Raw genomic sequence first — 22,913 nt, 5'->3', positions numbered from 1 at the left:
TCCGGCCCCCTCCGGCTCCGGCCCCCTCCAGCCCCCTCCGGTTCCCTCCCCGGCCCGGCCACAGCCGCCGTCCGGGCCTCAGCCGCGGCACCGTCCCCGAGCACGTCCCGGCCTCAGCCCCCGCCTCCGGCGCCCGGCGAGTCGGGAGGCCGGCTCAGGGCTGCACCGGGGCGGACTGCTCGGAGTCCACCGGCGGTGCCGGGCCGTCGCCACCGCTCACCGCCAGCCAGCCGCCGACGCCGGCCGCCGCGGCCAGTACCAGGCCCGCGACGCCGAGCGTGATCCGGCGTCTGCGGACGGCCCGGTGCCGTGCGGAGCCGGGGCGGCGCCGGCCGGATGCGCGCGGAGCCCGGGCCGTGCCGCGGGCGCCGCCCGCCAGTTCGTCGGGACCGGGCACACGCATCGAGGTATGGGTGTCCCGGTTGGAGTCCGTGGCCGAGCCGCGGACCAGTGGGACGGCCCCGCGGCGACGCGGCTCGGCCGGCCGCGCCGCGTACTCGGCCTCCTCGTACGGTTCGGTGGACCCGGTGTCCGGCTCGTCCACGTCGAGCGGCGGCATCCCCGCCAGTACCGGCAGCAGTTCGTGCAGCCGGGCGGCCAGCTCGGAGGCGCGCAGACGGGAGGCGGGCGCCTTGGCCAGGCACTGGACGACCAGCTGCCACAGCTCGTCCGGGACACCGGGGAGCGGGACGACGGTCTCGGTGACATGGCGGCGCAGCACGGCACCCGGGTGCCCGCCCCCGAACGGGGTGAAGCCGGCGAGCAACTCGTAGAGCACGGTCGCGAGGGCGTAGATGTCCACGGCGGCGCGCGGGGGCAGGCCCTCGACGATCTCCGGCGCCAGGTAGTCGGGCGTGCCGATGATCTTGGTGGCCTTGGTACGGCGCGGCGTGTCGATCAGCTTGGCGACGCCGAAGTCGGTGAGCAGGGCGGGATGGGCACCGCCGGGACCGAGCGGGCCCTCCATGTCCAGCAGGATGTTCTCGGGTTTGACGTCGCGGTGGACGACGCCGGCGGCGTGCGCAGCGGCCAGTCCGTCGGCGACGTCCGCGACGATCGCGACGGCGGCCTCGGGCGCGAGCCTGCGCTCCCGGTCGAGTCGGGTCCGCAGGTCGGTGCCGCGGACGAGATCCATGACGAGGGCCAGGTCGCTGCCGTCCACGACGAGATCGCGCACCCCGACGACGTGGGGGTGGTCGAGTCCGAGGAGGGCCGTGCGCTCCCGTACGAACCGGCCGACCAGCTCCTGGTCGCAGGCGAGGTCCTCACGCAGCAGCTTGATGGCGACGGGGCCCTCGGGCCCTTCGCCGAGCCACACCGTGCCCGCACTCCCCCGGCCCAGGACCTGATGGGCCGCGTACCGGCTGCCGATATTCCGTGCCAAGACTGCTCCCTCAGCGGCTGGCGTTGCCCATCAAACTACGCGGGTGTCGGGGGCCTCGTGCCCCGGAGGCGCCAACCGTCACCTCTGCGGGGCTTTTTCCCCCGTGGAAGTCGATTTGGCGACAGGGGGCACGGCGGAGGGGCCGTGCGATGCGGGCTACTGACCCGCGCCGGCACCGGGTCCCGAGGTGCCTCCGCTCAACTCCGAGATCCAGTCGGTCACGCCCGACACGGCGTCGCCGATGGCCTGCCAGTAGCTCTTGCCCTGGGCGATCCAGTCCTGGAGCGGTGTCAGCTCCCAGATCAGCCAGCCCGCCACGAAGAACAGCAGCAGCGTGAACAGGCAGCCCTTGAGGCAGCCGAGGCCCGGGATGCGCATCGGGTTGGCGCTCCGCTGCCGGGGCGGACGCGGCTCGCGGGGCGGCCGCTGAGGGGCCTGGCGGGGCGGCTGCTGCCGCGGCGCGCTCCGGCGCGGCTGCGGCTGCTGGCGCTGCGGCTGCGGCTGCGGCTGCGGCTGCGGCTGCGGCTGCGGCTGCGGCTGCGGCTGCGGCTGCGGCTGCGCGTAACCCTGCTGCGGGGGCGGGGCGTACGGCTGCGGCTGTTGCTGCCTCTGCTGCTGTCGTTGCTGCCTCTGCTGCTGGGGCTGCTGGGGTTGCTGGGGCTGCTGGGGACGCCCCTGCTGCTGGTACGGCTGCTGCTGCGGGGCCGGGCGGCGCTGCGGACGGCGGCGCAGGGGGTCCTCGCTCGGATCCAGGTACTGGACCTGGGTCTGCTCGTTGCGGTCCCGGGCCGCCTGCAGCTGGGACTGCCAGGGGTGCGGTCCGTCGTTCTGCGGGGGACCGTCGTTCTGCGGGGGACCGTCGGGGCGCGGAGGCACGGGCGGCATGACCGCGGTCCGGTCCCCCGCGGCGCCGCGCGGCGGCACACCGGACCGGTCCCCGGCGCCCGCGGGGCCCGACTGCGGAAGGACGCTGGTCGCGGCGTTCGGGTCGAACGAACCGTCGCCGCCCTGGTGGAACGAGGCGGCGCTGTGCGGCAGCACCTGGGTGGGATCGGCCGCGCCCGGCATCCCGGGGACGGTGGCCGGCGAGGGGTCGGGCGCGAGCAGCGCCCCGACCCCCTCGGCCGCCTCGATCTGCGCCGACGTGGAGTGCACCCCGACACCGGCCGCGACGACCCGCAGACCCCGGGCCAGGTTGACGGCGCTCGGCCGCTCGGACGGCTCCTTGCGCAGACAGCGCTCGATGACCGTCCACAGCGGGCCGGGAACGGTGGAGGGGCGCCGGGGTTCCTCACTGAGGTGGCGCTGGAGCACCTCGAGCGCCGTGCCCCCACCGAACGGGGGGCGTCCCGTGACCAGCTCGTACAGCATGATCCCGGCGCCGTAGACGTCCACGGCGGACGTCTGCGGGCGGCCCTCGGCGGACTCGGGCGCGACATAGGCGGGTGTGCCGACGAACTCGTGCGTACGCGTCAGGCCCGGGGAGTCGGCAAGGCGCGCGATCCCGAAGTCGGTGAGCATCGGGTGCATCCCGCCGTCGTGTTCCGCGAGCAGCACATTGGCCGGCTTGAGGTCGCGGTGGACCACGCCGTCGTCGTGGCTTGCGGCGAGCGCATCCGCGATCTGCGCGGTGAGCAGGGCGGCCGCGACCGGGCTGAACGGCCCGTTCTCGCGGATGTAGCGGTGCAGGTCGGGGCCGTCGACGAGATCCATGACGAGGGCCAGGACATCCCCCTCCACGACCAGGTCGCGGGTGCGCACGATGTTGGGGTGGGTCAGGCGGAGGAGCACGGAGCGCTCGCGGAGGAAACGCATCACGACGTCCGGGTCGTTGGCGAGTTCCTCCTTGAGGACCTTGATCGCGACCGTCTCGCCGGGCCGGCCGGGCACGGCCGCATCGGCGCCCGCCGGGTCGCTCCCCCCGAGCGCCGCCGCGCCGGGGGAGCCCCCCATGCGAGCCCGCCAGACGGTGCCCGTGGCGCCGCGGCCGAGCGGCTCCTCGAGCAGGTACTTGCTCCCTACCGGCCGCACGTCATGCGCTCCCTGCTGTTCGTCGGTGGAACGTCGTTCCCCGTGGTTCCGTCTCCCCGGTCCATGGTCGGCACCGTCCGGAGGTCGGACCCACTGTAGTGCCGCCGATCGGGTCATCGGAGTGATCAGCGGGTCGGCGGCTAAGACGCCGGGAACGCCCCGGCGGTTGCCGGGCGGCAGCCCGCTGCGCGGCAGAGGCGATCCCCACCAGGCACTCTTGGGTCCGGAGCAGGCCAATCAAGATCACATAAGGCCGGGGCCGGGGCGCGTTGTCCGCGGCGGATGCGAGGATGCCTCCAGCACGGAGCCATGGGGCAGTTGAAGCCCCCGGGCCGTGCCGACCTGCCGGGTGGGGGGAATCACAGGGCGGCTCCCCTGCCGGGCACCCCGCGCAGAAGGGATCGCTGACGGCGATGCAGATCCGGCTGACCGTCCTCGCGCCGCGCAGCGGCCAGTCCTCGCAGGGCGCCGCGCGCGCGAGCGACGTGCTCGTCACCGCCCCCGCGGGTACGGCGCTGGCGGCGGTCGCCGCGGCGCTGGCTGCCGCCGCCTCGGGGCCCGAGGCCCCGCCGTCGGGGACGGTCGTGCTGTACGCGGGGCGGGAGCGGCTCGACGCCCGGCGATGCGCGCTCGGCGAACCGCCGCTCCTCGACGGGGCGGTGCTGTCGCTGCACACACCGGGCGAGGACGAGGCTGCGGACCACCAGGGCGCGGCGGAGCGGCCGCAGCTCCATGTGGTCGCGGGGCCGGACGCGGGCGGGGTGCATCTGCTGCACGAGGGCCGTATCCGGATCGGGCGCGCGGCGGAGGCGGACGTACCGCTGGACGACCCGGACGTCTCGCGACTGCACTGCGAGGTCACGGTCGCCGAGGACGGCGGTGTCACGGTCGCGGACCTCGGCTCCACGAACGGCACGGCGCTGGACGGCGCGGAGGTCGGGCGGCGGCCGGTCCGGCTGGGGCCGGGCGCGCTGCTGCGCATCGGCGAGTCCACGCTGCGGCTGGCGTCCTCCCCGGGCCAGGCCTTCCCCTCGGCTCGGGGCTCCTCCTTCGGGCCGGCCCCGGCTCCCGTTTCCCCGTCGGCCCCGGGTTCGGGTTCCCGCCCGTCGGCTCCCGGCGCCGGCCCGTCGGCTTCCGGCGCCCGGTCTCCGGACTCGTCCGCGTACACAGATGGTCCGGTGATCGCTCCGGATGGCGAGGGGCATCTGCGGGTGCGCCGCCCGGCACCGCCGCCCGCACCACCGGAAGACCTCCCGGGCCGGGTCCCGTCGTGGGCGCGCGGGAGTGCCGCGGTCGAGCGGGCGGCTGACGTCGGAGCCGCTGGCGTCGGCGTGAGGGGCGTCGGGGCGGCCGGCCCCGGAGTGCCGTCGCCACCGGCCTCGCCCCGGGGCGACGGCAGCCCGTTGCACGGACGGGCGGATGCATGGGGTCCCGGGGCGGGCGTGCGGGGCGGTCACGGCTCCGGACCGGCGCGGGGAGCCGCGCACGGCGGCCGGCCCGCTACCGCCCCCGGACTCGCCGCCCCGGGCGCGCCGCCGGCCACGGACGGCGTCCCATACGGCGGGGGCCTCGCGACCGGTGCCGGCACCCCGCCCGGCGGGGGCCCCGACGCGGCCCCCGCCGAGCGCTGCGGCCCCCCTGCAGGCGCGCCCGCCACCGGTGCGGCGGATGCCACGGCGCGGACTGCGGACGGCACCCCGCCCGCCCGTACGCCCGCTTCCGCCGCCACCACGCACGGCACGGGAGTGGCGGACGGCCTCGGGGCCCCCGGGGGCGATCCGGCGGGACCGGCGGGGGCCGACACCCGCGGCGGGCGGCGCAGGCGCGGGATAGGCGCCTGGGCGCGGCGTCTCGCCGGGGGCCGCGACGCACCGGGCTCCCCGGAGGCGGCCGGCGCGAGCCCGCCCGGCGCCGCTGGGCCCGCCGCCGCTGGGCCCGGCGCCGAGATCTGGCCCGATCCCGCCGCCGTGCTGCTCACCGCGCTCGGTCCGGGGCCTCGGCTGTGGGAGCGCGAAGCCCGCCATCCCGAGTCGCTCGTCGTCCGCCTCGGCACGGCCGACCGCGCGGACGTTCCCGCCGTGCCCGTCACCGTCGGCCTCCGGGAGTCGGGGTCCCTGGGCCTGGCCGGGCCCCGGTACCGGCTCATGGGGCTGGCCCGCTCCGTCGTCGCCCAGGCCGCGGCGCTCCACTCGCCGGCGGAACTGGAGATCGTGCTGATCAGCACGGACCCCGCCCGGCCGCTGGAAGAGCGCAAGAGGGCGTGGAGCTGGCTCGGCTGGCTGCCGCATCTGCGGCCGGCCCACGGCCAGGACTGCCGGCTGCTCCTCGCCTACGAACCCGACCAGGCGACCGCCAGGACCGCCGAACTGACCCGCCGGCTGGACGACGGGCCGCTCGGACCCGGCTGGCCGGGCGCGGAGCGTCACGCTGTCGAGACGGCCGCGGCGCGCCACACCGGGCCGCGCACGCTCGTGGTCCTGGACGGCGACCCCGGTTCCGCCGCACTGCGCGAGGGCATGGCGCGCCTTGCCGGGGGCGGGGCGGCCGCCGGCATCCATCTCGTCTGCCTCGCCGAGACCCCGCCCGCCTCCCCGCTCTCCCCGGTGGCGGCGACGTACGAGGAGGCCTGTGCGGCATCGCCGGCCTTCCGCGAGTGCGGCGCCGTCGGACTGCTCAGCGGTGATGTGGCCACGGTGCTGCGGCTGCTGCGCACCGCCGCCGGGCAACCGGCGGGCCATGGCACGGTCGCCACGGTGGACGGTGTGTCGGCGGCGTGGGCCGAGCGGTTCGGCCGCGCCCTGGCGCCGCTGCGGCCCGACGGGGACGCCTCGGGTCCGGGCCGGGCGACCGCGGCCCCGCTGCCGCGGTCCGCGCGGCTGCTGGACGAGCTGGGCCTCGCCCGAGCCACCCCGGCGTCGTTGATGGCCCGCTGGGTGTCGGCGGCTCCCGGCACGGCCATGCTGGGAGCAGGCCCCGGGGGACCGGTCGCCGTGGACCTCGTATCGGAGGACCCGCATCTGCTCATCGAGGGCCCAGCGGGCAGCGGCCGTACGGAACTGCTCCGCGCCATCGCGGCCTCGCTGGCCGCGGGAAGCCGGCCCGACCAGCTCGGGCTGCTGCTCGTGGACGGCACCGGAGACGAACGCCGGGAGGGCCTGTCGGCGCTGACCGAACTCCCCCACGTCGCCGAGCTTCTGGTCGCCTCCGACCCGCTGCGGATGCGTGAATTCGCCCAGGCGCTCGGCGCGGAGCTCAAGCGGCGGTCGGAACTGCTGGGCGGGGAGGCGTTCGAGGAGTGGCACACCGGCCGGGAGGCCGCCGGGCGGCCGATCGGTCAGTGCCCGCCCGGCGCCGCGGATTCCCGAGCCGGCGCCGCGGCAGAACCGAGGCCGGTGGCAAGGGCAGAAGCAGGGGCGGTGGCGAGGGCGGGCCTGAGGAAGGACGCGGAGGAGAGCGCGCGGGAGGACACGCGGGAGGACACGGAGGAGAGCGCGCGGGAGGAGAAGGCGGCGGGAGCCACGGCGGAGACGGGGGCGGGCGCGGGCGGTGGTCCCAAGTCGCCGCCCGGCGGCACGCTCAGACTCCGCCCGGTGGGCGACCCTGCGCGAGCGAACGCGACGGAGGCAGCGAAGTCGGCGGACACGGCCGGGACCGCGGAGGGACACGGGACGCTGCCCCGGCTCTTCGTCCTGGTCGACGACTACGACGCACTGATCGCACCGGCGCTCGGCAGTCCGGGCCGTCCCGCTGCGGGTTCCGTCGTCAGAGTGCTGGAGGCGGCAGCCAGGGACGGGCGGCGACTCGGCGTCCATCTGGTGGCGACGTCCGCCCGCCCGGACCACACGGCGGACACCGAACTGGCCTGCGGCACACGGCTGAGGGTGGTGCTGGAAGCACCGCCCGTGACGCCCGGCCCCGGGGCCCGGGCGCCCGGACGGGGCAGGCTCGGCCGTCCGGACGGGAGCGTGACACCGTTCCAGGGCGGCCGGGTGACGGGCCGCATCCCGAGGACGGCGACCCTGCGCCCCACGGTCGTGGAGCTGGCATGGGAGCGGATGGGCGACCCGCCGGCCCGCCGGCCCGTGCGCGAACTGGGCAACGGGCCCACGGACCTTGCCCTGCTCGCCAGTGCGCTGGACCGTGCCGCCCGCTCCGTGGACGCCGCGCCGGTCCCACCGCTGACCACCGCCGGCCGCTGACTCCGGCGCCGGTCTTCCCTGACGCACGGCGCCTGCTCGCCTTGACACCGGTGGACGTCCCGGACGCCGGTGGGCGTCCCTGGTGCCACCGCGCGCCCGGGACGCCGGTGGACACGGCTGCTCGTCGGCCGAGGTACCGCGGCGGGCAGTGACAGTACGTCACGATCCCCTCACGATGGCCCGGTTGACGGCGAAGGCGGCAGGGGGATCCGGAGGGAGCTGCCGGAGGCGGCGCGGCCGGCCGGCACCGGTGAGATCCGGCTGCTCACCCGCGTCGTGTTGCCGCCCGGCGGGCCGGCCGGCCGACGCGGCGAGGGCGCGCCCCCCGGCGCGAGCCGCCGGCCCCCAGCCCGAACTGTGCGGCCCACCGCGCGGTACCTCCCGCGCGGCGCGGCAGAGCACGGCCCGCGCCGGGCCCTCAGGCAGGCTCCGCGCGGCGGGCCCCGACGCGCAGTCCGACCGGCGTGACGGCCACGACCAGCCCGTCGCCGCCGTCGGGCCCCACGCCCAGCCGGTACGGGCGCAGCCCCCGCAGGGCGTGGGCCTGCCGGGGCGCGGTTCCGGGCGCCACGGCGGCGGTGTGCTCGGTACCGGCGAGTGCCGTGCTCAGCCCGATCCGGGTCCGGCCCGGCGGGAACGCCTCGGCGGGGATCCGCACCTCGATCTCCGTACCGGCTCCGCCGGAGGCCGGCCGCAGCAGCACGCAGCCGGTCTCCGGGCAACCGGTGAGCCGGACCGGCCCGGTGCCGAAGGCCTCGAGGTGCGGCAGCGGGGTACGGGCGGTGACGACGAGGGTCTGGCGGGCGGGCCCGGTGCGCTGCCAGTCCGCGGAGACGAGGTCGGTGCGCAGGGGCGGGGCGCCGTGCGCGGCCTCGTATCGGAGCACCGAGACCAGCCCGGCCTCGTCACCGGCCCGTACGTAGGAGAGCCGGAGCCTGAGTCCGGGCCTGAGCCGGGCGAGTACGGAGTCCCCGAGGTGGTCGGCGACCAGCCGCCGTACCCCGGCGAACACCCGCCCGCGCACCGGTTCCGGCGCCCTGAGGAAGGCCCGTCCGGTCAGGACGTCGCCCTCGTGGGCGAAGTACCGCAGGCGGAAGCGGTCGCCGAGCGGGCCGGGTCCCGCGAAGCGGGCGGTGACGGCCATCGCCGCGGCCGTACCGCGCAGCAGGCCCTCCAGACCGCCCGGATCCGCAGCGGCCGCCGCCAGGGCCGCCGAGGGGTTCCGCGCCTCGGTGCCGGACCGGCGTCCGGGGCCGGTCGCCCCCTCCCCGGCGAACCGGTAGTCGTAGTCGGCGAGGACGGCGACACGGCGCGCCCGGAAGAGCGCTTCGAGGGTGAAGGCCTGTTCGGCGAGGCCGGCCGGCATGTCCTCGGCGAACCGCAGGCCCTCGCGGGTCAGCGGCTCACGGCGGAACAGCTTGGCGGCCGACAGCTCCCAGGCCGGGCCGGCCCCGTCGAGGGCGACGCCGTGGCACGTGCGGGCGAAGACGGCGGCCCCCGAGGCGGCGGTCTTGGCGTAGACGACGTCGTGGCCCCGGCTGTCGGCCGCGTCGACCAGCCGTGCGAGCGCCTCCCGGCCGAGGAGGTCGCCCGCGTCGAGGAAGAACAGATAGCGGCCGCGCGCACACTCCAGGGCCTGGTTGACGGAGTCGACGCGCCCGGCCGCGCACAGCTCCGCGGCGGACGGCGACCAGGCGGCGGACGAGGTCTCCAGCGGATCGTGCGCCCCGTGCGACGGCGCCGCGCCGGCATCGCCGGGCGGCCACCGGAGCGGGGCCGTCCGAGCGGCCCATGCCGACATCCCGGCGGGCCCTGCGCACCCGACGCCCGCCGGTTGCCGGCAACCGGCGTCAGGGCCGACGCGATGACCGTACGGCGCGGGCCGGTGCCGGTCGTCGGCCGCACGTCGGCGCCGGCCTTCGGCGGACTGCCCGGCTCCACCGGCAGGCGGCCGCTCCGGCCTACCCGTGACCAGCACCTCGATCCGGGCCACTCCGATGGTCTGGCCCGCGAGGGAGGCCAGGCAGCGGCCGAGGCGCGGCCCATCGTCGTCTCGGACCGCTACGACGACGGTCACGTCCGGTGCCTCCGTACCGTCCGGAGCCGCGGGGACGACCGGGATCCCGGCCACGCTCGATGAGTTCATGGCGTCCTCCACACCTGCGGGCGCCTTCCGCGCCCGCCCGCCACAGCAACGACCCGCTCGCGGAGGGAGCTACGCGGCGAGCGGCCGATCACCCACCCGGTGGAGCGCGACTCGGGCGCGCGCCCGCGCCGGAGGACCGCGCGTCAACCGCGGGTGAGCGCCGCGACCACCGATGAGGCGGAGGAGCGGTACGGCCGTGGCTGAGAGGGCGATCGACCGGCCGGCGCGTCCGGCGGGGCCGACCCCGGCCGGGGCAGCCCCGGCAGACAGGACCGCGGCCGGCCGCGGTATGACACGCGGCGGGGGCGCCCACCCCGGCGGTGGACGCCCCCGCACCCGGTCGAAGACCCGGTCAGCCGTGCGTACGCAGCAGCTGCCGCATCGTGCGCATGGCGACCGAGAGGTTCGCCAGGTCGAAGGTGTCCGACCCCTGGATCTCCTCCAGCGTCATCCGGGCACGGCCCAGGATCGACGCGTTCTTCTCCTCCCACGCCTTGAAGCGCTGCTCCGGCGTCGCCGCCCCGTCGCCCACGGCGAGGACGTCGGCGGTGAGCGCGGCGTGCGCGGCGTACAGGTCCTCGCGGATGGAGGCGCGGGCCATGGACTGCCAGCGGTCGGCCCGCGGCAACTCGATGATCCGGTCCATCAGCTCGGTGATCCTCAGCCGGTCGCCCAGGTCGTAGTAGACCTCGGCGACGGCGAGCGGGTCCTTGCCCGTACGGTCGGCGATGGCCACGATGTCGAGCGTCGGGAAGGCGGACGAGAACCCGGCGACCCGCGTGGCCAGCTCCTGGGGGACACCCGCGAGGGTGAACTCCTCCAGCAGCCCCTCGTACCACTCCCGGTCGGCGCCGCTGAGCATCTTCGGCAGCTCGGCCCACACCCGCTCGACCCGGGAGGCGAAGAAGTCGGTCGTCTCCGTCAGTTCCAGCGGCTGCGGCCGGTTGCCCAGCAGCCAGCGCGTGCCGCGCTCGACGAGACGGCGCGAGTGCAGCCGCATCCGGATCTGGACGTCGGCGGCGACCTCGGTGTCCAGCGCCTCCACGGCGTCCCACACCTCACCGAGGCCGAAGATCGCACGGGCCGCGGTCTGCGCCCGGACGATCTCCTCGACGGACGCCCCCGTCTCCTCGCGCAGGCGGTGCAGGAAGGTCGAACCACCCGTGTTGACGGTGTCGTTGACCAGCACGGTCGTGATGATCTCGCGGCGCAGCGCATGGCCGTCGACGGCCGCGGGGAACTTCTCCCGCAGCGGCTTCGGGAAGTACGCGTGCAGCAGGCCCCGCAGATACGGATCGTCCGGCAGCGAGGTGCCGATCAGCTCCTCGGCCACCGTGATCTTGGTGTAGGCGAGCAGGACGGCGAGTTCGGGCTGGGACAGGCCGTGCCGGTTGTTGAGCAGCTCGCGGATCTGCCGGTCGTTGGGCAGGAACTCCAGCGCGCGGTCCAGCGCGCCCTCCCGGCCCAGCCGGCGCATGAAGCGCTGGTGGGCGTGGAGCAGGCTCGGCGACTGCGCCACGGCGTTGGCCAGAGCCGTGTTCTGCGCGTAGTTGTTGCGCAGCACCAGCCCGCCGACCTCGTCGGTCATCTCCGCCAGGAGCCTGTTGCGCTGCTTGACGGTCATGTCGCCCTCGGCGACCAGGCCGTTCAGCAGGATCTTGATGTTCACCTCGTGGTCCGAGGTGTCCACGCCTGCGCTGTTGTCGATGGCGTCGGTGTTGACCCGGCCGCCGCCGCGGGCGAACTCGATACGGCCGAGCTGGGTCAGGCCCAGGTTGCCGCCCTCGCCGACGACCTTGACCCGCAGTTGCCCGCCGTCGACGCGGATGGCGTCGTTCGCCTTGTCGCCGACATCGGCGTGGGACTCGCCCGAAGCCTTCACATAGGTGCCGATGCCGCCGTTCCACAACAGGTCCACCGGGGCCTGGAGGATCGCCTTCATCAACTCGGCGGGCGTCAGCTTCGTCACCCCTGGCTCGATGCCGAGGGCGTCGCGGACCTTCGCGTTGACCGGGATCGACTTGGCGGTCCTGGGGTGGATGCCGCCGCCCGGTGACAGCAGCTCGGTGTCGTAGTCGGCCCACGAGGAGCGGGGCAGCTCGAACAGCCGGCGGCGCTCGGCGTACGAGACGGCCGCGTCCGGGTCGGGGTCGATGAAGATATGGCGGTGGTCGAAGGCCGCGACCAGCCGGATGTGCTCGGAGAGGAGCATGCCGTTGCCGAACACGTCACCCGACATATCGCCGACGCCGACCACGGTGAAGTCCTCGGCCTGGGTGTCGTGGCCGAGCTCCCGGAAGTGCCGCTTCACGGACTCCCAGGCGCCGCGGGCGGTGATGCCCATGCCCTTGTGGTCGTAGCCGGCCGAGCCACCGGAGGCGAAGGCGTCGCCCAGCCAGAAGCCGTAGGCGATCGCGACCTCGTTGGCGATGTCGGAGAAGGTCGCGGTGCCCTTGTCGGCCGCGACGACCAGATAGGTGTCGTCGCCGTCGTGGCGCACCACGTCGCTCGGCGGCACGACCTCGCCGCCGGCCATGTTGTCGGTGATGTCGAGCAGCGCCGAGATGAACGTCCGGTAGGAGGCGATGCCCTCCGCGAGCCACGCCTCGCGGTCCGCGGAGGGGTCAGGGAGCTGCTTGGCGACGAATCCGCCCTTGGCGCCCACCGGCACGATGACGGTGTTCTTCACCATCTGCGCCTTGACCAGGCCCAGGATCTCGGTACGGAAGTCCTCGCGCCGGTCGGACCAGCGCAGGCCGCCGCGGGCGACCTTGCCGTAGCGCAGGTGCACACCCTCGACCCGGGGCGAGTACACCCAGATCTCGTACGCCGGGCGCGGCGCCGGCAGGTCCGGGATGGCCTGCGGGTCGAACTTCATCGACACATAGCCGTGCCAGGAGCCGGCCGTCGCCTTCTGGAAGAAGTTGGTGCGCAGCGTGGCCTTGATGAGGGTGAGGAAGGAGCGCAGGATCCGGTCCTCGTCGAGCGAGGCGACCTGGTCGAGCGCGGCGTCCAGCTCCTCCAGCAGGGCGTCCGTCAGCTCGGTGCCGGCCCGCTGGCGGTCCGGGGCCATCCGGGCCTCGAACAGGTTGATCAGCAGCCGGGTGGTGTGGACGTTGTTGAGGAGGGTGTCCTCCATGTAGTCCTGGCTGAAGGTGGACCCTGCCTGGCGGAGGTACTTGGCGTACGCGCGCAGTACCATCGCCTCGCGCCAGGTGAGCCCGGCCCGCAGCACCAGCGAGTTGAACGTGTCGTTCTCGGCGGCCCCGGTCCACACGGCCGAGAAGGCGTCCTGGAACCGCTCACGGGCGTCGTCGCCCAGGTACTCCCCGCCGTTGCCCGGCACGGTCGGCATGCGCAGACCGAAGTCGTAGACCCAGCCGGTGGTGCGGTCCGCGCACCGCAGCTCGTACGGGCGTTCGTCGATGACCTCGACACCCAGTCGGTTCAGGACCGGCAGCACGGACGACAGCGAGACCTGGCCGCCGAACCGGTAGATCTTGAAGCGGCGCTCGCCGGGTGCTGCGCCCACCGGCTCGTACAGCGACAGCGAGAAGTCGCTGCCGGAACGGGTGAGCTGGTCCAGGTGCGCCAGATCGGCCACGGCGGCACGGGGCGAGTGGTCGGCCTTGTACCCCTCGGGGAAGGCGCCCGCGTACTTGCGCGCCAGTTCGGCCGCGCGCTCCTCGCCGAGTTCCGCGTTCAGCGCCTCGGTGAAACCGTCGGCCCAGGAGCGGGCCGCCTCGGCCAGCCGGGCCTCCAGGCGGTCCTTGTCGGCGTCGGTGAGATGGGTCAGCTCCGTGCCGGACGGAACACGGACGACGAAGTGGAGCCGGGTGAGCACCGACTCGGTGCTCATCAGGGTGAAGTCGGCGCTGGTGCCGCCGAGCTCCTCCATCAGGATCCCGGTCAGCCGCTCGCGCACGGTGGTGTTGAAGCGGTCCCGCGGCAGGTAGACGAGGGCCGAGTAGTACCGGCCGTACTCCTCCTGGCGCAGGTACAGCCGCAGCCGGCGGCGCTCCTGCAGGTAGAGGACGGAGGTGACGGTGGAGCGCAACTCGCCGACGGGCGTCTGGAACAGCTCGTCGCGCGGGTACGTCTCCAGGATCTGCAGCAGATCGCGGCCGTCGTGGCTGTGCGGGGAGAACCCGGCGCCGTCGAGGACCTCCGCCACCTTGCGGCGGATCACCGGCACACGGCGCACGGACTCGGTGTAGGCGGCCGACGAGAACAGGCCGAGGAAGCGGCGCTCGCCGACGACGTTGCCCTCGGCGTCGAACTTCTTCACCCCGACGTAGTCGAGGTAGCTGGGGCGGTGGACGGTGGCGCGGCTGTTGGCCTTGGTGAGGATCAGCAGCTTGTGCTCGCGGGCCTTGGCCCGGGCGTCGGCGGGCAGCCGGTTGAACGAGGGGCTGACGGGCTGCCCGTGGGCGTCGGCGTGGTGCGGGTCGGAGCGGAGGATACCGAGGCCGGTACCGGGCACGGCGGACAGCGCGTCGCCGTCCACCAGGTTGTACTCGCGGTAGCCGAGGAAGGTGAAGTGGTCGTCGGCGAGCCAGCGCAGCAGCTCCCGCGCCTCGTCGACTTCCTCCTCGCGCAGATCGCCCGCGATGGGCTCCTGCGGAAGCTCCTCGGCGAGGCGCAGCGCCGCCTCGCGCATCTTCTCCCAGTCCTCGACGGCCTCGCGGACGTCGGACAGGACCCGCAGCAGATCGGCGGTGATCTGCTTGAGGTCGGCCCGGTCGGTCTCCCGGTCGATCTCGACGTGGATCCAGGACTCGACGAGGGCGTCGTGGGGCAGTGCGGCGGCGCTCGGCTCGCCGCCGAGAACCTCGATCATGCTCCCGGTGAGGTCGCGGCGGACCACGACCTGCGGGTGGATCACCACATGGATACCGCGGCCCTGACGGGACAGCTCGTTGGTGACCGAGTCGACCAGGAACGGCATGTCGTCGGTCACGACCTCGACGACCGAGTGGCTGGACGTCCAGCCGTTCTCCTCGACGGTCGGGGTGTGCACCCGGACGTTGGCCGTGCCCTGCGGGCGGTTCTCCGCGAGCCGGTGGTGCGAGAGGGCCGCTCCGAAGACATCGACGGGGTCGCGGTCGGCGAGGTCCTCGGGTGCGGTGTGCAGGTAGTAGCGCTGGAGGAACGCGGGGATGTGGTCCCGGTCAGGGCGCTCCCCGCTGTCGGACCCGGTCGGAAGTCGCCCCCCGCCCGGGCTGTGCTCAGCTACCCGGGCCGCCCTCTCGAGCAGATCGGCCTTGGCTTCGTCCAGCTTGGTCTGCATGTCCTCTGGCTCCTGTCGCGCGCCGTTGCGTGACGTAGGTGGAAAAGATGGCAGGACGCCGCGACACGGGTTCTCCGCTCGGTGTCGGCGCCGCGCCGGAATGGGAGAAGTCCGGGACCCGGCCGGCCCGGGTGGGCCTCCGGCCCGAGAGGTGATCGCGCGGGCCCCTGGAGGACCCGGGCGCGCGGGGAGGATCGGCTCGCACCCGGCCGCCGTGGCGTCCCGGGCGCGGTCCCCCGGCTGCCGCCGGGCGGCGCCTGCAGGGGGCTCCGCTGCCCCCTTGGCGTATCGCGCTGATCACGGGTCCAAGGCTATCGCCCCCCACCCCTGAGCCGTCATGAGCCGTATGTGTACAAAAGCGGGGCCGGAAGTTTGACACTCTGGACAGCGACACGCGCCCCCTTGGCAAACTGCCGCGCTGACGGCACTTTGGCCCTGAAAGGGCCCAAGGCCGACACATCCCTGCAGGGGAGCAGAAGCCATGAGCGTGAAGATCCTGATCGTCACCGGCGACGCGGCAGAGTCGCTGGAGGTCCTCTACCCGTACCAGCGGCTCCGCGAGGAGGGCTATGAGGTCCACATGGCGGCCCCTGCGCGCAAGAAGCTCCGGTTCGTCGTCCACGACTTCGAACCGGGATTCGACACCTACACCGAGAAGCCGGGCTACACCTGGCCGGCCGACCTGGCGTTCTCGGAGGTCGACCCGGGGGACTACGCCGCGATCGTCATCCCGGGCGGGCGGGCTCCCGAGTACCTCCGCAACGACCCCGAACTCCGCAAGATCCTCAAGTCCTTCTTCGACGCGGACAAGCCGGTCGCGCAGATCTGCCACGGCCCGCTGCTGACCGCGGCCACGGGCAGCCTCACCGGCCGGAGGGTGACGTCGTACCCGGCGCTGGAACTCGACATGCAGGCGGCCGGCGCGTCCTTCCAGGACAACGAGGCGGTGGTGGACGGCACCCTGGTCTCCTCCCGGGCCTGGCCCGACCACCCGGCCTGGATGCGCGAGTTCCTCCGGGTGCTGAGGGCGAAGGCGCCGCTTCGCTGAAGCACGGCCCGGCCGAACGCGGGCCACTGGGCCGGAAGCACGACCGCGCCGAAGCCACCACAGCGCCCGGGGACACCGGCTCGCCCGGGAGCACCGCCGCGGCCGGGAACACCGCCGCAGCCGGGAACACCGCCGCGGCCGGGTCGCAAGCGCGACCGGGCCCCTCGCGGGGCCTTCCCGACGTCGGGGGCACGGCCAGCGGGCGGCGCTCCGCACAGGCCCGCCGGCCGACCCACGACTATCCCACCAGCTCCTCGGCCACCTCGACCGCCTCCGCGAGGCTGTCGACGACCGGAACCCCCGAGGACCGCAGGCTCGCCCTGCTGTGCGAGCCCCCCGTGTACAGCACCGCCTTCGCTCCGACATGCGCCGCCGCGAGCGCGTCGTCCGCCGCGTCCCCGACGACGACGATCCGCTCCGGCGGCACGTTCCCCAACGCGGCCACATGCCGCACCATGTGCTCCGCCTTGCCGGCATGGGAGGAGCCGACACGCCCGTCCACCCGCACGAAGCGCTCCTCGATGCCGTGGCGCCGGACGATGGGGACCAGGTGCTCGTGCGGGGCGAGCGACAGCAGCGACTGTGTACGCCCCGCCGCCTGGCGGGAGGCGAGCAGGTCCGCCGCGCCTGCCGTGAGCAGGCAGGCCCCCGCAAGCCCCCAGTAGTGGCGGTGGAAGACCGCGTCCATGGCCGCCCACTCCTCGTCCGTGGGCAGGCGGCCCATGAGCCGCTCGTAGAACAGCGGCACGGGCACGCAGTACAGCTCGCGATAGCGCTCCAGGGAGATCGGTCCGAGCCCGATCTCGGCGAACGAGGCGTTCGTCGCCTCGATGACCGTGTGGATGTCGTCGAGGAGTGTGCCGTTCCAGTCCCAGACCACGTGCGCGCTGTGCTTCCCCATGGGGGGCAACGGTACCGCCCGGGTCCGGCACGCGGCCGCCTGCGCGGGCGGCGCGGAGAGGTCCGAGGCCGGGTGGAGGGCCGGGGGGATGCCGGGCACACCGTACGGCGTGGGGCGGGGCGGCTGCGGCGGGAGGGAACCGGGGTGCCCGGCGTCCGGCGTCCGCGGCCCGGGGCCCGGTCTCGGGTGTCCGGCGTCCGGCGTCCGGCGTCCGAGACCCGGTGCCCGGTGCCGGTGTCGGTCCGGCCTCAGTCGACGAGACCGGGGATCTCCTGCACCCCGTACCAGAGCAGCTCGTGGTCCTCCGCCCCGTCCACGACGAACTGCGCGTCGTCGTCGCCGTGGTCCGCCGCCCCCAGCGCGTCCGCGGCGGCGGCCACGTCCCCCTCCGCCTCCTCGGAGTCGACGTGCACCGACGCCGCCTTCCCCAGCGGTACCGCGGTCGCGATCCGCACCTCGCCCAGGGAGACCGCTCCCAGCCCGGCAGCGGGGTCCGCGGTCGCGACGCCGTCCGGGACGTCGACGGCCACCACGACCCGGCGGCGCGGCACACCGGGCTCACCTGCCAGCGACCGCAGGGACGCCGCCGCGGCCCGGTTCAGCGCGGCGTACTCGAGTTCTTCCAGGTCGTCGGACGTGTACCACTCGCGCAGTGCGGGCGTCACCGCGTAGGCGGTCAGCGGACCCGGGCCGATCTCGCCCGCCTTGTGCGCCTCTGCGAGACCGGGGAGGGTCAGGGGAACGTAGACGCGCATGATCGCCGCTTTCGTCGTCGGGTGAGCACCCAAGGATACGTGCGAAGTACTCTTTCGGGCTGCCCCGCGACCCCTCCAGGGCGTCGTCCCCGGATGACCGCGAGTGCTTCCGAGCCGCGCCGTTCCGGGCCCCGGAGCCCGCCCCTCACTCTGACAGGTGAACCCGGCCGCACCGCCGAGCGAAGAAGAGGCCGTTGCGCCGCCGCCCACCGGCCCGTACAAGGACCCCACCGAGAAGTTACTTATGAGTACCGAAGGGGCGACCGCGATGCAGCACACCTCGGCAAGGACGGGGACGAGGCCCGGGAACCGTCACGACAGCCGTGCCCCGGGCCGCGCCCCGAGCCGGCGCGGGGCCGAGCACGGGGCCGAGCACGGCCCGGGCGCCTCCGTCGGCAGCCGCTCCCGGCTCCCCCGCTACTGGTTCGCGGAACGGCTGCTCTCCGTCCTCAGCGGTCATCGGCCCGTCCACTGGATGCTCGGTCACACCATCGGCCACGCCTACGAGCAGCTCGTCCGCCTGGCCCCCGGCGCGCCGCTCAGCATGAACGGACTACGTCCCGTCCTCCGCCACTGCGACGAGTACGTGCCGCAGCCGGGCGTCATCGAGGCCTTCGCCCGCATCACCGCGGGCGAGCGGGTACGCGCCATGGCCTTCCGTCTCGAACAGGGGACCGATCTCCGCTGGCGCTGCGCGGCCGTGGAACTGGGCGGCGAGCGCCTGATGGCCGAGACCTGACCGGCGACCGGCCCCGACCGCCCCGGAGCGCACCCCCCGGCCCCGCGGCGCCCCAGCCGATGGCGGGGCCCGCCTCACCGGGCTCGCAGAGGACCACGCCGCCGCGGGCCGGCCGGCCCGCGGTCCACGCGCCGGCGCGGGCGGGAGCGGGCCCCGTCGACCCCGTACGACCACGACGGCACCAGCCCGTCCAGTCCACGGCCGGAGCCCGTCCCGGCCTCCCGGCAGGTCCTGTTACGCGCCGGTCTGCACCCGGGCGCACCCGGGCGCACCCGGGCCGTCCGGGGCCGCCCCGGGCGGACGGGGCGGGCCGGTCCCCGTCACGGCCCAACGGGCCCCGTCGGCCCGGCCGGCGCCGTCGCGGGGTATCGCACCCCCAACGGCCTTGACCACCCCGTGAGGGCTTCTCCCGCGCCTGTCCTCCGTACCCGCGAAACCCGCCTGTGCCCGGTCCCCGCCGATGCCCCGTCGCAGCTCGTCACATCCCGCCGAACGGTCGTGGGGCCGGACGCCACCCGGCGTCCGGCCCCACGACCTCACTCCCACGACCTCACTCCCACGGCCTCACTCCCGCGGTGCCGCTCCCCGCGGAGTCACTTCTTGCGGCGGCGTCCCGCACCCTTCTGGGCCTTGCGGCGCTCCGCCCGCGTCATGCCGTCGGTCTCGGAGCGGGCCCCGTCGCCGTGGGCGAAGTCGCCTTCGACGATGCCGCCCTCGCCGTCGACCGTGGGCGCCGAGAAGTGCAGCCGGTCCGGACGCTGCGGGGCGTCCAGGCCCTTCGCCCGGATCTCGGGGCGGCCGGCGGCAGCGGGCACCGCCTCCTCCTTGGTCAGCGAGGTCCTCTCCGCGGAGTCCTGCACGGGGATCTCCTCGACCTGCTGCTCGACCTGGACCTCCAGGTTGAACAGGTAGCCGACGGACTCCTCCTTGATGCCGTCCATCATCGCGGTGAACATGTCGAAGCCCTCGCGCTGGTACTCCACGAGCGGGTCCTTCTGCGCCATCGCGCGCAGGCCGATGCCCTCCTGGAGGTAGTCCATCTCGTAGAGGTGCTCACGCCACTTGCGGTCCAGGACGGACAGCACCACACGCCGCTCCAGCTCGCGCATGATGTCCGAGCCGAGCTGCTTCTCGCGGTCCTCGTACTGCTCGTGGATGTCGTCCTTGATCGTCTCGGCGATGAACTCGGCGGTGACGCCGGCCCGGTCGCCCGCTGCGTCCTCCAGCTCCTCGATGGTCGCCTTCACCGGGTAAAGCTGTTTGAAGGCGCCCCACAGCCGGTCGAGGTCCCACTCCTCGGCGAAGCCCTCGACGGTCTCCGCCTGGATGTAGGCGTCGATCGTGTCGTCCATGAAGTGGCGGATCTGCTCGTGCAGGTCCTCGCCCTCGAGTACACGGCGACGCTCGGCGTAGATGACCTTGCGCTGCCGGTTGAGCACGTCGTCGTACTTGAGCACGTTCTTGCGCGTCTCGAAGTTCTGCTGCTCGACCTGGGACTGGGCGGACGCGATGGCGCGCGTGACCATCTTGTTCTCGATCGGGACGTCGTCCGGGACGTTGGCCATCGCCATGACGCGCTCGACCATCTGCGCCTTGAACAGCCGCATCAGGTCGTCGCCGAGGGACAGGTAGAAGCGGGACTCGCCCGGGTCTCCCTGCCGGCCGGAACGACCGCGCAGCTGGTTGTCGATGCGCCGCGACTCGTGCCGCTCGGTACCGAGGACGTACAGCCCGCCGAGCGACTTGACCTCCTCGAACTCCTCCCTGACCTCCAGCTCCGCCTTCTCCAGGGCGGCCGGAAGCGCCGCTGCCCACTCCTCGACGTGCTCACCGGGGTCCAGCCCCTGCCTGCGCAGCTCCGCCTCGGCGAGATCGTCCGGGTTGCCGCCGAGCTTGATGTCCGTACCGCGGCCGGCCATGTTGGTGGCGACCGTCACAGAGCCCTTGCGGCCGGCCTGGGCGACGATCACGGCCTCGCGCTCATGGTGCTTGGCGTTGAGGACCTCGTGCTGGATGCCGCGCTTGAGCAGCTGCTGCGAGAGGTACTCGGACTTCTCGACCGAGGTGGTGCCGACGAGGATCGGCTGGCCCTTGCGGTGCTTTTCCTCGATGTCGTCGACCACGGCGGCGAACTTGGCCACCTCGGTCCGGTAGATCAGGTCCGACTGGTCCTGGCGGACCATGGGCCGGTTCGTCGGGATCGGCACGACGCCCAGCTTGTAGATCTGGTGGAACTCCGCGGCCTCGGTCATCGCCGTACCCGTCATGCCGGAGAGCTTGCCGTAGAGGAGGAAGAAGTTCTGCAGGGTGATCGTGGCGAGGGTCTGGTTCTCGTCCTTGATGTCCACCCCTTCCTTCGCCTCGATCGCCTGGTGCATGCCCTCGTTGTAGCGGCGGCCGGCCAGGATACGGCCGGTGTGCTCGTCGACGATCATGACTTCGCCGTCGATGACGACGTAGTCCTTGTCCTTCTTGAACAGCTCCTTGGCCTTGATGGCGTTGTTCAGATAGCCGACAAGCGGGGTGTTCACCGACTCGTAGAGGTTGTCGATGCCCAGCCAGTCCTCGACCTTCGAGACGCCGGACTCGTGGATGCCGACGGTCCGCTTCTTCTCGTCGACCTCGTAGTCGCCGGTCTCCTCGATGCCCTTCAGCGGGACGCCCGGCTCGCCCCGGTCCAGGCGCTTCACCAGCTTGGCGAAGTCGCCGTACCACTTGGTGGCCTGGTCGGCGGGACCGGAGATGATCAGCGGCGTACGGGCCTCGTCGACCAGGATGGAGTCGACCTCGTCGACGATCGCGAAGTTGTGGCCACGCTGGACGAGCTCCTCCTTGGACCACGCCATGTTGTCGCGCAGGTAGTCGAAACCGAACTCGTTGTTCGTGCCGTAGGTGATGTCGCACGCGTACTGCTCGCGGCGCTGCGCGGGCGTCATGTTGGCGAGGATGCAGCCGACGTCCAGGCCGAGGAACCGGTGGACGCGGCCCATCATCTCGGAGTCGCGCTCGGCCAGGTAGTCGTTGACCGTGATCAGGTGCACGCCCTTGCCGGACAGCGCGTTCAGATAGGCGGGGAGGGTGCCGACGAGGGTCTTGCCCTCACCGGTCTTCATCTCCGCGACATAGCCGAGGTGCAGCGCGGCCCCGCCCATGAGCTGCACGTCGTAGTGGCGCTGGCCGAGCACGCGCTTGGCGGCCTCGCGGACGGTGGCGAACGCCTCGGGAAGCAGGTCGTCGAGGCTCTCGCCGTCGGCGAAGCGCTCCTTGTACTCGTCGGTGAGGGCCCGCAACTCGGCGTCGGAGAGGTTGACGAAGTCTTCCTCGATGGAGTTGACCTGGTCCGCGATGCGGTGCAGTTTGCGCAGGATCTTGCCTTCGCCTGCACGCATGAGCTTGTTGAAGACGGACACTGAGGTTGGTCTCCTTGCCGGTCGGGGCCTGGCACTGGGTCGTGTGGACACGGGCACGGGCACGGCAGGCGGACCCCACCGCATCGGCCATCGTAAGCGAGGACGGTGCCGGGCCGGGAGAGCCGCGGTACGGCGGGGAGGACTGCCGCGTGTCGGGACAACGCGCCGAGGACCCGGAAAGTGCCGCCGAACCCGAAAAGTGTTCGCACCACCGACGCAGAGTGGCCAGAATTCGGCCATGGAGCCCATCACCCTCACCACGGACCGGCTGCGGCTGAGCCCGTTCGCCCCGGGCGACGCCGAAGAGGTCCGCGCCGCGTGCCAGGACCCCGACATCCAGCGCTGGATCCCGGTGCCCTCGCCGTACGAACTACGGCACGCCGAGGAGTTCATCGAGGTCACGGTGCCCGCGGGCTGGCGCGACGACACCGAGTACACCCTGTCCGCACGTCCGCGCGGCGGAGGCGCCCTCATCGCCTCCGCGAGCCTGCACCGCACGTGCTCGGGCTGCTGGGAGATCGGCTTCTGGACGGCCAAGGAGCAGCGGGGCCGGGGGTACGCCACCGAGGTGGCGCTCGCCATGGCGCGCTGGGCGTTCACACAGCTGGACTGCGTCCGCCTGGAGTGGCGCGCCGAGGTCGGCAACGCGGGCTCGCTCGCCGTCGCCGAGAAGGCCGGCTTCACCGTCGAGGGCGTCCAGCGCTCCGGCTTCCGCCACCGGGGCACCCTGCGTGACTGCCTGGTCGCCTCGCTGCTTCCCTCGGACCTGGGACTGCCCGGTCCGGTCCCCTACCTCCCGGCGAAGCTGTGACGCCCGCGGCCTGGTGGCGCACGGCACCAGGCCGCGGGCCCCGCTGGCGCGCCCCGGTGCCGCGCCCGGGAGGCTGCCGCTAATCCGAGTGCGTCGGTCTCGGAGAGGGCATACCCGGTGCCGCGCCCGGGAGGCTGCCGCCCGTTCCTGGACGCCCCCGCCGGAGCGGGCGGCCGGGGGGGGCCGAACCCGCCGCGGC

General features: G+C 74.0%; 11 protein-coding genes. 4 read left to right on the top strand and 7 right to left on the bottom strand.

Annotated elements, in window-relative coordinates:
- Positions 1-154: 154 nt before the first annotated feature.
- Positions 155-1,384, bottom strand: a complete 1,230-nt coding sequence (locus tag SCWH03_RS00130) for a serine/threonine-protein kinase (protein ID WP_173260335.1) — start codon at positions 1,382-1,384, stop codon at positions 155-157.
- Positions 1,385-1,540: 156 nt separating this feature from the next.
- Entirely contained in the window at positions 1,541-3,415 is a 1,875-nt protein-coding gene (locus SCWH03_RS00125) for a serine/threonine-protein kinase (RefSeq protein ID WP_173260332.1), read from the bottom strand.
- Between the two features lie 413 nt (positions 3,416-3,828).
- Between SCWH03_RS00125 and SCWH03_RS00120 the strand changes: the two genes are divergently transcribed.
- Positions 3,829-7,614: an FHA domain-containing protein gene (locus SCWH03_RS00120; protein WP_173260330.1), complete on the top strand. Its 3,786-nt coding sequence runs from the start codon at positions 3,829-3,831 to the stop codon at positions 7,612-7,614.
- A gap of 418 nt (positions 7,615-8,032) precedes the next feature.
- On the opposite strand, the gene SCWH03_RS00115 is transcribed toward SCWH03_RS00120, so the two are convergent.
- The gene (locus SCWH03_RS00115) at positions 8,033-9,760 is read right to left on the bottom strand and encodes a glycosyltransferase (RefSeq protein ID WP_254076466.1); all 1,728 of its coding nucleotides are present in this window, start codon (positions 9,758-9,760) and stop codon (positions 8,033-8,035) included.
- A 352-nt stretch (positions 9,761-10,112) separates the two neighbouring features.
- Complete coding sequence (locus SCWH03_RS00110; RefSeq protein WP_173260326.1) at positions 10,113-15,050, bottom strand: NAD-glutamate dehydrogenase; 4,938 nt, start codon at positions 15,048-15,050, stop codon at positions 10,113-10,115.
- A 481-nt stretch (positions 15,051-15,531) separates the two neighbouring features.
- Between SCWH03_RS00110 and SCWH03_RS00105 the strand changes: the two genes are divergently transcribed.
- Entirely contained in the window at positions 15,532-16,098 is a 567-nt protein-coding gene (locus SCWH03_RS00105) for a DJ-1/PfpI family protein (protein WP_173260323.1), read from the top strand.
- Positions 16,099-16,336: 238 nt separating this feature from the next.
- Here the strand turns inward: SCWH03_RS00105 and SCWH03_RS00100 are convergent, their stop codons facing one another.
- Together SCWH03_RS00100 and SCWH03_RS00095 are read right to left on the bottom strand one after the other, a co-directional pair.
- Complete coding sequence (locus SCWH03_RS00100) at positions 16,337-16,999, bottom strand: HAD family hydrolase (protein ID WP_173260320.1); 663 nt, start codon at positions 16,997-16,999, stop codon at positions 16,337-16,339.
- A 248-nt stretch (positions 17,000-17,247) separates the two neighbouring features.
- A complete protein-coding gene (locus tag SCWH03_RS00095; protein ID WP_173260318.1) occupies positions 17,248-17,754 on the bottom strand; it encodes a DUF6912 family protein in 507 nt (168 codons plus the stop codon).
- Positions 17,755-17,998: 244 nt separating this feature from the next.
- Between SCWH03_RS00095 and SCWH03_RS00090 the strand changes: the two genes are divergently transcribed.
- Entirely contained in the window at positions 17,999-18,493 is a 495-nt protein-coding gene (locus tag SCWH03_RS00090) for an Rv3235 family protein (protein ID WP_254076465.1), read from the top strand.
- A gap of 593 nt (positions 18,494-19,086) precedes the next feature.
- On the opposite strand, the gene secA is transcribed toward SCWH03_RS00090, so the two are convergent.
- Positions 19,087-21,903 (bottom strand): preprotein translocase subunit SecA, encoded by a 2,817-nt coding sequence (gene secA, locus SCWH03_RS00085; RefSeq protein WP_173260316.1) that lies wholly within the window; start codon positions 21,901-21,903, stop codon positions 19,087-19,089.
- A 238-nt stretch (positions 21,904-22,141) separates the two neighbouring features.
- On the opposite strand from secA, the gene SCWH03_RS00080 reads away from it, so the two are divergent.
- Positions 22,142-22,714 (top strand): GNAT family N-acetyltransferase, encoded by a 573-nt coding sequence (locus tag SCWH03_RS00080; protein WP_173260309.1) that lies wholly within the window; start codon positions 22,142-22,144, stop codon positions 22,712-22,714.
- Positions 22,715-22,913: the final 199 nt, after the last annotated feature.

Source organism: Streptomyces pacificus (assembly GCF_011766325.1).
In the GTDB taxonomy this organism is placed as follows: Bacteria; Actinomycetota; Actinomycetes; order Streptomycetales; family Streptomycetaceae; genus Streptomyces; species Streptomyces pacificus.
The sequence above is the reverse complement of the archived record's forward strand: the minus strand, read 5'-3'. Positions and strand labels throughout refer to the sequence as shown.

Excerpts from the sequence above, each read along its gene's own strand:
- SCWH03_RS00110 (WP_173260326.1), bottom strand. The coding sequence starts at position 15,050 with ATGCAGACCAAGCTGGACGAAGCCAAGGCCGATCTGCTCGAGAGGGCG.
- SCWH03_RS00080 (WP_173260309.1), top strand. The coding sequence starts at position 22,142 with ATGGAGCCCATCACCCTCACCACGGACCGGCTGCGGCTGAGCCCGTTC.
- SCWH03_RS00100 (WP_173260320.1), bottom strand. The coding sequence starts at position 16,999 with ATGGGGAAGCACAGCGCGCACGTGGTCTGGGACTGGAACGGCACACTC.
- SCWH03_RS00090 (WP_254076465.1), top strand. The coding sequence starts at position 17,999 with ATGAGTACCGAAGGGGCGACCGCGATGCAGCACACCTCGGCAAGGACG.
- SCWH03_RS00120 (WP_173260330.1), top strand. The coding sequence starts at position 3,829 with ATGCAGATCCGGCTGACCGTCCTCGCGCCGCGCAGCGGCCAGTCCTCG.
- SCWH03_RS00095 (WP_173260318.1), bottom strand. The coding sequence starts at position 17,754 with ATGCGCGTCTACGTTCCCCTGACCCTCCCCGGTCTCGCAGAGGCGCAC.
- SCWH03_RS00105 (WP_173260323.1), top strand. The coding sequence starts at position 15,532 with ATGAGCGTGAAGATCCTGATCGTCACCGGCGACGCGGCAGAGTCGCTG.
- SCWH03_RS00115 (WP_254076466.1), bottom strand. The coding sequence starts at position 9,760 with ATGAACTCATCGAGCGTGGCCGGGATCCCGGTCGTCCCCGCGGCTCCG.